This is a genomic window from Bacillus sp. FSL K6-3154, from assembly GCF_040869395.1.
GTDB classification, from domain to species: domain Bacteria; phylum Bacillota; class Bacilli; order Bacillales; family Bacillaceae; genus Bacillus; species Bacillus safensis.
Genome location: NZ_CP152033.1, coordinates 3,339,436 through 3,351,956, shown reverse-complemented (window position 1 = coordinate 3,351,956; position 12,521 = coordinate 3,339,436). Strand labels below are relative to the sequence as shown.

The following is a 12,521-nucleotide window of genomic DNA, read 5'->3' as shown; positions in this document are numbered from 1 at the left end:
TTTATTTGTCTGGAAGTGTGCCAAATACTAAAACACCATCGTCAAAGACGGGAATCTTTGTTGTTTTTTGCATATTGGATGTTAATCCTTGATAGGAATAATCATTTGAGGCATCCCATATATTCGACCCATTTGAAGCAGATAATCGAAATTGTATTTCCTTCTTATGCTCAGATTCTCCTCTAGGAGAAATAGCTACGCCCGTAAAATCGATTTCTGCAAAATAGACGCGGCTTGATGCGTCATATACTTTTAAAGGCGATAAGGAAGCGCCTTCATTGTAGGCTGCTGTCACTTGAATATCCTTTTCAGTGAATCCCTTTGCAAAGACCTCGCTCAGATTGACGTAATATCTAAAAGATAGTGTTTGACTGCTTCTTGCCGGCCAGCCGGACCTGTTGTACAACACTGCTTTCACTTGAGTAGATGTTGTATCGTTATGCATCACAGCTGCCTCTACAAAAAACTCATCCTCCACTTGTTCTTTAGGCGGGAAATTTGGCAGCTTTGATTGCCCTTCACCAAACAGTTGCACCATTTTGGCGATATTTCCAGTAAAGGCGGCATTATAATCGGTCGCCACCTCGTTAGATATATAATCAGAGATGTCATCATCATATTGATCCTGTGCATTAGGACCCCCTACAAGCGCTCCATAAAGAGTGTGCCGGTGAGATGGAGGATTTGTCAGCTGGTTAGACCATGAGCCATGTGCAGTACGGTGGTGCGGGTGCTTCGGCGGATTCTGGCCAAACCCAACGACGTAGCTTCTATTCCGCGGATTATCACCTAACATATAGTGAGTTTGCTTAATCGCAAACGATTGGTATCGATTTTTCTTTTCTTGATCAGATACCCAATCAGCATAGACAAAGGCTAAAAATGCTGCATTGGCGGCATAACGAAGTGAACCCCATTGATCCAGCCATGCCAAGCCGCCAGGCGTATAGGTGATTCTTTCTACTTTTCCATTTTGAACAAGACCTGTGGTCCAGTAATCAAGATTGCGCTCTGTCGATTCTATAAATCTGTTTTCTTTCGTGATTCTTGCTAGTAAGATTTGTGAAGCAAAAAAAGTATTGTCCCATGACATGGTAAACGTATAATCCCAATCCTTCGGCCATTCCTCTACCGCTTTTAATGCTTTGTTTAAATAGGTTTCTTCATTTGTCGCCAAGTACAGCCAGATTCCACCCCAAATAAGTTCGTCAACATAGCCGCTCCAGGAGTTGTAAAATGGCTGCGCATTGGTGACACAATCAGTATATTTGCCGCGATACTTGTCAGCAAATGCATATAGCTGTTTGGCGTGTGTTAAAAGCTTTGCTGCATAGGACGCATCTGTTTCTTTAAAAATGATAGAACCTGCTGCTAAAGCCGCCGCAGTTTGTGCAGCTACTTCTGTGCCAGGACAATGTTCATCAATTTTAAAAGCTGGCCGGTTCATCGGCATCACTTCTGCTGGCCCCCACCAAGCATGATCGGCGTTTCCATCACCTACTTGCGCCCAAAATTCATTCGGTCCTGTATGTGCTTTCAAAAAATAATCTGTTGCCCACTTGATTTGATCTAAGATCTCATCAAGCAATTCTGCTTTTTCATAAGCTTCCCGGTATTCATATACTGTCCATGCAAGCACGGCTGCTGAGTAAGCCATCGGAAGTCCAAATTTCACATGATCTCCTGCATCATACCAGCCGCCAGTTAAGTCATGCCCAACATCCTTCCCGTCCTCTAGTCCAGAATCTCCCCGCCAGTTAAGACGATTGCTTTCCGGAAGCCGGCCTGACCGCTGCGCTTCATAAAACAGCATGGATTTTTGTAAAACCTCTACATAGTTGTAAGATGCCATTTCTCTATTGCTCACCCCTTCTTTTTAGTGAAAAATTGATCAATAGACGCAACCGCCTCCTTTCTATCCTTCGTTTCGTGATCTGTACAGTTTTGAAAAGAATCAAATATGTTTCAAAAATAAGCATAGTAAACAGCAATCAGCTTTACGCTCATCGAAGGTTTTCTCTTGATTCTCCTTCTGACTGTACCCAGAATGATCATATGTCGCTTGAGAACATTTCAGACGGCGAAATTCTCTTTTGAGCTCTATTTGGGTAGAAAGAATGACATACAATCTCTTCTCTTAAAACATCACGCTAAATCAAGATATATGAAGGAATAAGAAAATAATTCCAATTGATAAGAAATCTTTATTAGTTAACATAATAAAATTATTGTATATAAAGAAAAGAACGCCCTTTTAGGGCGCTCTTATTTATCACATTAAAATAAAGAAAGCTGGTTTTGATCAGGAAGTGCTTCTAAACAGCCTTGACGATCTAAATATTCAAGGATGGTCTTCGACACTTTTCCGCGTTTTTGTAAATCTTCTTTTGAGAGGAATTCCCCATCTTGCCGCGCGCGGACAATATTTAACGCAACGTTTGTACCGAGGCCGGGGATGGAGTTGAATGGCGGTATTAATCCGTCTCCATCAATGATAAACTCTGTTGCACTTGAGCGGTAAAGGTCAACTTTTTTGAAGTGGTAGCCTCTTTCACACATTTCAAGGGCAAGCTCTAGTACAGTTAATAGGTTCTTTTCTTTCGGTGATGCATCTAAACCTTTTGAATTAATATCGTCCATTACGGCTCGAATCGCATTCGATCCTTTTGTCATCGTTTCAATATCAAAGTCATCCGCACGAACGGTAAAGTAAGCCGCATAGTACAGGAGTGCATGATGCACCTTGAAATAAGCAATACGAACAGCCATTAACACATAAGCAGCCGCGTGGGCTTTAGGGAACATGTATTTGATTTTTTTACAAGAATCAATATACCAGTTTGGTACATTATTATTCTTCATTTCTTCTTCCCATTCAGGAGGAAGTCCTTTTCCTTTACGAACAGATTCCATGATTTTAAAGGCAAGTGACGGCTCTAAGCCTTGATAGATGAGATAGACCATAATATCATCACGGCACCCAATTACTTCACTTAGTTCACACGTTTTATTGTGAATGAGCTCTTGCGCATTTCCGAGCCAAACATCCGTACCGTGTGATAGTCCAGAAATCTGAACAAGCTCTGAGAAAGTCGTTGGTTTTGTATCCTCTAGCATTTGCCGAACAAATCTTGTCCCAAATTCCGGGATACCGAGTGTGCCTGTTTTACAGCCAATTTGCTCTTCTGTGACACCTAGTGGCTCTGTCCCTTGGAAAATCTTCATGACTTCAGGGTCATCTGTTGGAATCGTTTTTGGATCAATTCCGCTTAAATCTTGAAGCATACGAATGACCGTTGGATCATCGTGCCCAAGAATATCCAGCTTCAACAAGTTATCATGGATCGAATGGAAATCAAAATGTGTCGTCTTCCAATCGGAACCTGTCGCATCTGCTGGGTATTGAATAGGTGAGAAATCGTAAATGTCCATATAATCAGGCACAACGATAATCCCGCCTGGATGCTGGCCTGTTGTCCGTTTTACTCCTGTACAGCCTTGTACAAGCCGGTCGATTTCAGCGCCTCTCATATGAAGGTTATGATCCCCTGCATAGCCTTTTACGTAACCATATGCTGTTTTTTCTGCAACGGTACCAATCGTACCTGCTCGGTATACATAATCTTCACCGAACAACTCTTTCGTATAGTTATGTGCGATCGGCTGATATTCGCCTGAGAAGTTCAAGTCAATATCAGGGACTTTGTCTCCTTTAAAACCTAAGAACGTTTCAAACGGAATATCATGGCCATCTTTTTTATACGGCGCTCCACATTCTGGACAGTCCTTATCAGGAAGGTCAAAGCCTGAACCAACAGATCCGTCATTAAAGAACTCAGAGTGCTTACAGCTTGGGCATACATAATGAGGTGCAAGTGGATTCACTTCAGTAATCTCTGTTAATGTCGCAACAAGAGATGAGCCGACAGATCCCCTTGAACCAACGAGATATCCATCATCAAGTGATTTTTTTACGAGCTTATGAGAGATTAAGTAAATAACGGCGAAGCCATGACCGATAATACTTTTTAATTCTTTCTCGATGCGGTCTTCTACGATTTTCGGCAAATCATCTCCGTAGATGCTGCGCGCCATTTGATAGCTCATTTCCCGTATTTCTTCATCTGCACCTTCAATTTTTGGTGTGTAAAGATCATCTTTAATAGGTTTAATGCTTTCGACCATCTCAGATACTTTTTGCGTATTTGTTACGACGATCTCTTTCGCTTTTTCGTCTCCTAGGAAGGAGAAGGCTTCGAGCATTTCATCTGTCGTTCTAAAATGAACTTTTGGCAGTTCATGGCGGTTCAGCGGATTCGCTCCACCCTGTGATGAAATTAAGATTTTACGATAAATTTTGTCCTCTGGATGCAGGTAATGTACATTTCCTGTCGCCACAACTGGTTTATTCAGCTTTTCGCCAAGCTTGACAATATTTGTGATGATTTCTTTTAACGCACGTTCATCTCGAACAAGCTCAAGCTGCAGCAGGTGCTGATACACTTCTGGCGGATGTACTTCTAAATAGTCATAAAATGCTGCAATGTCTTCCACCTCATCAGGTGACTTTTGCATCATTCCTTCAAATACCTCACCCTTATCACAAGCAGACCCAACAATTAAACCTTCTCGATATTTCTCAAGCTGAGAGCGCGGAATACGCGGGACCCGGTAGAAATAATGAATATGAGAAAGTGAAACAAGCTTAAATAAATTCTTAAGACCTGTCTCATTTTGAGCAATCAAAGTCGCATGGTAAGGACGTGAGCGCTGGAAAGCATTCGACTGCCCCATGTTTTCATTCAATTGATCGTGATAGGCAATTTCTTTTTCAGCCGCATCTTTTAGCATTTTCAGCATGAGATAGCCTGTCGCCTCTGCATCATAAATCGCCCGGTGATGCTGCGTCAGTTCAATATCAAACTTTTTACAAAGGGTGTTCAGCCGGTGATTTTTAAATTCTGGGTAAAGGAACCGGCCAAGTTCAAGTGTATCAATGACAGGGTTTGACGCTTTATCTGTTTTTAACAGGCGTTTATACGCTGCATTTAAAAAGCCCATATCAAAGCTCGCATTGTGCGCAACAAGGATATCTTGTCCAATCCATTCTTTGAAATCCCGTACGACGTCGACGACATCTGGTGCATCTCTCACCATATCATCGGTGATACCTGTTAATTCGATGGTGGTCGCTGATAACGGGTGATGGGGATTTGCAAATGCCTCAAAGCGGTCAATAATTTCCCCGCCTTTTATTTTCACTGCTGCAAGCTCAATGATCGTGTCATAAACAGCTGAAAGTCCAGTTGTCTCGACGTCGAATACGACATACGTCGCATCCTCTAACAAGCGGTGCTCTGGGTTATATGCAATCGGTACCCCGTCGTCTACTAAGTTGATTTCCACACCGTACATCATTTTGATACCATGCTTTTTACTTGCTGCATACGCATCTGGGAAGGATTGTACAACGGCATGATCTGTCAGGGCAATTGCTTCATGTCCCCATTTTTTTGCTTGTTCAACAAGTCTGCCAATGCCAGTGACAGCATCCATTTGGCTCATAGGGGAATGTAAATGAAGCTCCACACGTTTTTCACCCTCAGGTGCTGTATCTTCTTTCAACTGCGGTTTCATTTCATTGACATCATTAGCGATCATGACAAGATCTCTGACAAACGTATCATTTTGAATGCTTCCTCTTGCTTTCACCCACATGCCTTTTTTCAATGATTTCATCAGCTGTGCATCTTCTTTTTCTCTTGCAAACATTTTGATCAAAATACTGTTTGTATAATCTGTGATCTTAAAGATACAAAGCGTTCTCCCGCTTTTCAGCTCACGCGTTTCTGCATCGAATACGTAGCCTTGAACGGTAATTCTTCTTTCCTCGTCCATGATACTATCAAGCGTACGAATTTCTTCATTGTCTTTGATTTGATAGCCAATCATCAGAGGGCCTGACGGAGCTTCATTCTGCTCCTCACTTTCTTTCTTCTCCATCTCAGTGAGGGCTTGCATGGCTCTTTCTTGATCTTCAGCAAGCTTTTGTTCTCTGAACTTCTGAATCTCTTGATCTGATACAAAAATTTCTGTATCGAATTGCAGCTCTGGAAAGCCCACTTGTTTAAATGCGGCCTGGAGCATTGGGCTGTACTTCTTCTTAATAGCGAGTGCCTCTGTTTCGCTTTTCGTTTTAATGATGATTTTATGTCCAGACAGCGATGGTTTTTGCTGCTGAAGCAAGCTGATGATTGGGGGAGAAATTCCTTGAAGTTCTTCCACACAATGTGACCAGTACGATTGCACGAGTTCTTCAGATATGTGCGGATCACTCACTTCAATCGTACAAGTGATTTGTGCAATATGTGAAAATGCATTTGTCAGCCTGCTGAGAAACATGGCGTATACTTTGTAAGGCAAAAGCGCCTTAAATTTAAAAAGGAAATGCCAAGTTTTCGTCGCCTTATGCACCGTCAATTTGACGATTTCTCCTTCTTCAAAGTAACGACTGAGGTCATCATCTGTCATTTGAATCTGATTGAGTAATATATGAAATTGCCGCCGTGTGATCGGTAATTGTTCATCCAAGACAGGACCCTCCTTTTGTCAATCAGAAAGGTACCTCTTTTCTACAGGAGGTACCTTCATTTTTTTGTTCGTTTTATGCTTGGCGTATAAATGAAATCAGATCATCAACAGATACTTCATGTGATTCACCTGATTTTCTAAACTTCACTTCTACTATACCTTCTTCTGAACGTTTTCCGCAGCTAATACGAATTGGCAGTCCAATTAAATCACTGTCTGCAAATTTTACTCCTGCACGCTCCTGACGGTCATCGAAAAGTACGTCGAAACCTTCATCTTCTAATCGCTCGTACAACGTTTCAGCCAGTTCTTTCTGCGCATCGTTTTTCATATTTAATGCAAGGAGGTGAAGGTCATATGGTGCCACTGTTTCCGGCCAAATGATTCCTTTCTCATCGTGATGCTGTTCAACAATCGCTGACAGTGTTCTAGAGATGCCGATGCCATAGCAGCCCATAATCATTGGCTGCGCACGACCATTCTCATCGAGGTACGTTGCATCCATCGACTCAGAATAACGAGTGCCCAGTTTAAAGACTTGTCCTACTTCAATCCCTTTTGCAAACTGGATTGTGCCTTCCCCATCTGGAGAAACATCTCCTTCTTGAATCAAGCGAAGATCTGTGAATTCTTTTACTGACACGTCACGTGCAGGATTGACATTGACATAATGATAATCCGCTTCGTTTGCACCAGCGACAGCATTTGTCATTCCCTTCACAGCAAGGTCCGCATAAATATCGACTTCTGCTTCTAGTTTAACAGGTCCAACAAATCCAGGCTCAGTTCCAATGACTTCTAGCACTTCTTCGTGTGAAGCAAGCTCGACAAGCTGTGCTCCTACCAAGTTCTTCACTTTCACATCATTTACTTCATGATCACCTCTAGTAAGGATCAGAACATACGCATCATCTGCTTTAAACAAAACAGATTTAATGCAAGCAGAAGGGTCAACTTCTAAAAATCCAGCCACATCTTGAATGGTTTTCACTTGCGGTGTGTGGACTTTTTCAAGTTCTTTGAAGTCCGCAGGATTTGCTTCTTCTCCGTGATATACAGCCTCAGCCATTTCAATGTTTGCAGCATATGAGGAAGTATCAGAATAAGCGATGGTATCCTCTCCGACTTCTGAAAGCGCCATGAACTCATGCGTATCTTTTCCTCCCATTGCCCCAGAATCTGCAATGACTGGTCTAAAATTGAGACCCACTTTTGAGAACACATTAGAGTAAGCCGTAAACATTTTGTTGTATGTCTCATCAAGGCTTTCTGGTGAAGAATGGAATGAGTATGCATCCTTCATGATAAATTCACGTCCGCGCAGCAGTCCAAAGCGTGGTCTCTGTTCATCACGGAATTTTGATTGAATTTGATATAAAGTTAAAGGAAGCTTCTTATACGATTTCACTTCGCTGCGTACTAGTGATGTGATCACTTCTTCGTGGGTTGGGCCAAGCGCAAATTCGCGGCCATGGCGATCCTTCATACGCATCAGTTCTGGACCGTATGTATACCATCTTCCTGACTCTTGCCACATTTCTGCCTGCTGCAGCACTGGCATTAACAGCTCAGCTGCGCCTGCCTTTTCCATTTCCTTGCGGACGATCGATTGAATATGCTGAATGACTTTATGCGCAAGCGGCAGATAATGATAGATTCCACTTGTATTTTGTCTAATAAACCCAGCTCTTACTAAGAGTTGATGGCTTTTTGCCTCAGCATCTGCCGGCACCTCTCGAAGAGTTGGAATGAAAGTCAGGGATTGTCTCATGTCGTTACACCTCATTTATGAAATAGGACTTCTCACAAAAACTCTTGTTTCCCGGAATGAGAAACAAGAGAGAATGGTTTTTATAAAAATAACCGCTGAATGTCATTCCACGTTACCACTAACATTAACAGCATGAGGAAAGCAACACCGATAAAGACAACAAGTGCTTCCTTCTCACGATTAATTGGTTTACCGCGAATGGCTTCAACAAATAAGAATAGTAAACGTCCTCCGTCTAATGCAGGAATCGGTAACAAATTCACGATGCCTAGGTTGATACTGAGGAACGCCGCAAACTGCATTAATGTTAACACACCTTGTTTGGCTACTTCTCCTGTCATGTCATAAATTCCAACAGGACCTGCTAACATGTCTAGTGAAAATTGTCCTGTGACAATTTTTTGCAAATTCGTTAAGATCAGACCTGCCGTTGAAATGACAGTTGTTCCAGAAGATGAAATAACTTTCAAAAATCCATTTTCCGTTGGCGGATATGATCCGAAACGGCCAATGCTTTTCCCATCTGCTTTTACAGCTTCTGGTACAACCTGCACAGTGCTTTCTTTGCCGTCTCGGTCAATGACGACATTCATTTTTTTCTCAGGGTTCTTTTGAACAGTTTGAACGACGTCTGTCCAAGAATTCATTTTCTCGCCGTTAATGGACACGATGTGATCTCCCTGCATGAGTCCAGCCTCAGCCGCCCGGCCGTCTTTCGTCAGCTTACCGAGTACAGGATCATCAACGGTTACCCCTTGAATAAAACCTAAAGCAACCAAAATCACATACGCCAGGATAAAGTTCATAATCGGTCCAGCTGCGATGGCTTTAATTCGCTGCCAAACTGTTTTTGAACCAAATTGACGATTGTATGGTGCGATTTGAATTTCTTCACCATCTGCAATATAGAAGCTTGTTTGACTGACATTGTAGCCAGTCAGAATATCTTCATTTCCAGCTTCATATCCCGAGATTCTCATAGCATGATCTAAATCAATCTGCTCAACTTCGATGACAAGTGCATCAGGATATTTTTCTTTATCATTTAAAATGATCTTTTCTACTTCATTTTGCTCATTGAATAAGAGCCCCACTGTATGACCTGGTTTAATTTCGATAACTTCAGGGTCCTCTCCAGCCATTTTAACAAATCCGCCAATAGGGAGAAGTCTAATGGTATAAACGGTTTCTTTTCGTTTAAAGGAGAAAATCTTCGGCCCAAAACCAATTGCGAACTCGCGGCATAAAATCCCCGCGCGCTGCGCCATAATTAAATGGCCAAGCTCGTGGAAAAAAACGAGCGTTCCAAAAATAATAATAAACGCAATCACTGTATTCACGAACATACCACCTTATGTGAGGATTGATTGAACAAAGTCTCGTGTATCTTTGTCCACTTCATGGATATCTTGCAAACTAGGCGTTGAAATCACATGATGTCTGATTAGTGCCTTTTCAATCAATTCTTCAATTTGCAGGAACGTTACTTTGCCTTTCAGAAATGCATCGACTGCCATTTCATTTGCTGCATTAAGTACAGCAGGCATTGTCCCTCCTATTTTACCTGATTCATAAGCAAAATGTAAGCAGCGATACCTGTCAAAATCCGCTTTTTGGAAATTCAATTGTCCAATCTCCCAAAGGTTCAATGATTTCGCTTCTTGTAACGGCGCCCTGTCAGGGTATGTGAGTGCATATTGAATAGGCACTCTCATGTCAGGTGTCCCTAACTGAGCCATGACGCTTTTGTCGTGAAATTCCACCATCGAATGGATAATGCTCTCTTTATGTAGCAGCACATCAATTTGTTCATAAGGGATATCAAACAACCAATGTGCCTCGATCACCTCGAGCCCTTTATTCATCATCGTCGCTGAATCAATGGTGATTTTCGCTCCCATCGACCAGTTCGGGTGGTTCAGCGCTTCTTCAACCGTAACACCTTCAAGTTCAGTTCGTTTTTTATCTCGGAAACTACCACCTGAAGCTGTCACGATTAAACGTTCAATATTTTTAGCTTGTTCACCTTGCAGGCATTGAAAAATAGCGGAATGCTCACTATCGACAGGAAGTAAAGGTACATCATATGTTTTAGCGTACTCTTTTACTATATGACCAGCTGTCACAAGTGTTTCCTTATTTGCGAGAGCAATCGTCTTTTTTTGTTCAATGGCCTTTAATGTTGGAACAAGTCCAACACTTCCTACAAGTGCATTGACCACTACGTCCACTGCATCATAGGTCGCTGCCTCGATGTTGGCTTCATCACCAGCAGCCAGCTTCACATCGTATGCAAATGAATGATTTTTTAGCATGTGATAGGTTTCTTCGTCTACACAGCCGACGAATTCAGGCTGAAAGTGCTCAATGATCGGAATCGCCTTTGCTATATTTCTGCCAAATGTCATGGCTTTCAGCTTAAACTTGTCCGGGTGCTGACTGATCACATCTAACGTTTGTTCTCCAATTGATCCTGTTGCGCCTAATAGCGAAATATATTTCAAATTGCCACTCCTTCTCTCGTTCAATAAGTTTCTATGAGGTTAGCTGGCAAACGTTGCGAGCAGTAAGTATAAAAACGGCAGAACGAATAAAAAGCTGTCAAACCTGTCCAAAATCCCGCCATGGCCAGGGAGAATTGTCCCTGAATCCTTCACGTGATAATGACGCTTTAAAGCAGATTCAACAAGGTCGCCTAGCTGTCCAAAGATACTGAGTAAAAGAGTAATAAACATCACAAGCAGATATGATGGCAAAAATCCTGTAACCGCCTGAAACACAAGTGACAACACGACCGCTGTGACGATTCCGCCGATAAATCCTTCTACTGTTTTGTTTGGGCTGATTTCTGGCCAAAGCTTTCGTTTCCCCATAGATTTTCCAATAAAATAGGCTCCTGAGTCAGTAGACCAAATAATCACTGCTGCGAAGAAGATCGCACTCATGCCATATAAGCCTCTAATTTGGATAAAATAATAGAAACTAACGCCAATATATAATGTGGCTAATACAACAAAAGCAACCTCATCGAAAGTGAAAGAGTTTTTGCTCAAAACTGTATAAGTTAAAAGTATTAAGACTGCAAATAAAGCAATCTGCATTTTTGATGCGTCCACGTTTGGGAAGAAGCTGTTGTCTCCGCCCATTAAAAGCCAAAGCAATATTAAGCTGACAATACCAGGAAAGCTGAAAATCGAGATCTTTTTCATTCTTAAAAGCTCAAAGAGAGCGACACTTCCCATTAAATAAATCAGCAGGGTAAATGGCATCTGTCCATATATAACTGCAAGCAAAAAGACTGCAGCTGCCAAAACACCCGTCAAAATTCTTTGTTTCATCTGCACCACCCTCTAAATTCCACCGAACCTCCGGCCGCGGCGCTGGTACTCTCCGATAGCGCCTATAAGGTGCTCATCAGAAAAGTCAGGCCAAAGCACATCCGTAAAGACAAACTCGCTGTACGCAATTTGCCAAAGCATAAAGTTGCTTAATCTAATTTCTCCACTCGTGCGAATGAGCAAATCCGGATCTTGAAGAGATTCTGTCATTAAATAAGCTGAAAACATCTCTTCTGTGATGTCTTCTGCTCGAAGCTTACCTTCTTTGACCTTTTCAGAAATTTGTCTGCATGCGGAGACGATTTCTGTGCGCCCTCCATAGTTGAGCGCAAAGTTTAAAACGAGCCCGTCGTTATTCGCCGTACTCTTTACTGCGTTCTCTACCGCTTTTTTCGTATGCTGCGGGAGGCCGTCTGGATCACCTGTTAAACGCACACGGACATTCTCCTCGATGAGTTCAGGCAGGTAGATGTTTAAAAATTCTTCAGGAAGTTTCATTAAAAAGTCTACTTCTAGTTTTGGACGTTTCCAATTTTCCGTAGAGAAAGCATACAAAGTCAGCACTTTGACATTCAGCTCATTTGCAAGCTTTGTCATGCGCTTGACGACTTTCATTCCTTCATGATGACCTGCTACCCGTGGAAGAGCACGTTTTTTCGCCCATCTTCCGTTCCCATCCATGATAATGGCGATATGTTCAGGAATTTCTCCATTTAATATGTCTTCTTTTGTCAGGCTTTCTAAGTTGGAAGCTGCTGTTTGCTGATTCTTCCAATTTTTGAGTATATTGAGCATGAGATTCCTCCATCACCCAAAAAGGT

The 12,521-nt window shown here is 42.1% G+C and carries 7 protein-coding genes; all 7 read right to left on the bottom strand.

What is annotated here, in order from left to right; genetic code table 11:
• Position 1: 1 nt before the first annotated feature.
• A complete protein-coding gene (locus MHH61_RS17300) occupies positions 2-1,852 on the bottom strand; it encodes a glycoside hydrolase family 9 protein (protein WP_024426995.1) in 1,851 nt (616 codons plus the stop codon).
• Positions 1,853-2,277: 425 nt separating this feature from the next.
• Positions 2,278-6,531 (bottom strand): PolC-type DNA polymerase III, encoded by a 4,254-nt coding sequence (locus tag MHH61_RS17295; protein WP_235046683.1) that lies wholly within the window; start codon positions 6,529-6,531, stop codon positions 2,278-2,280.
• Positions 6,532-6,664: 133 nt separating this feature from the next.
• Positions 6,665-8,362: a proline--tRNA ligase gene (locus tag MHH61_RS17290; protein ID WP_125586779.1), complete on the bottom strand. Its 1,698-nt coding sequence runs from the start codon at positions 8,360-8,362 to the stop codon at positions 6,665-6,667.
• Positions 8,363-8,442: 80 nt separating this feature from the next.
• Complete coding sequence (gene rseP / locus MHH61_RS17285; RefSeq protein WP_087975441.1) at positions 8,443-9,708, bottom strand: RIP metalloprotease RseP; 1,266 nt, start codon at positions 9,706-9,708, stop codon at positions 8,443-8,445.
• A gap of 6 nt (positions 9,709-9,714) precedes the next feature.
• Positions 9,715-10,866, bottom strand: coding sequence for a 1-deoxy-D-xylulose-5-phosphate reductoisomerase (gene dxr, locus MHH61_RS17280; RefSeq protein ID WP_024426992.1), 1,152 nt, complete (start codon positions 10,864-10,866; stop codon positions 9,715-9,717).
• A 39-nt stretch (positions 10,867-10,905) separates the two neighbouring features.
• Entirely contained in the window at positions 10,906-11,700 is a 795-nt protein-coding gene (locus MHH61_RS17275; protein ID WP_024424148.1) for a phosphatidate cytidylyltransferase, read from the bottom strand.
• Positions 11,701-11,712: 12 nt separating this feature from the next.
• Positions 11,713-12,495: an isoprenyl transferase gene (locus MHH61_RS17270; RefSeq protein WP_024424149.1), complete on the bottom strand. Its 783-nt coding sequence runs from the start codon at positions 12,493-12,495 to the stop codon at positions 11,713-11,715.
• Positions 12,496-12,521 lie beyond the last annotated feature (26 nt).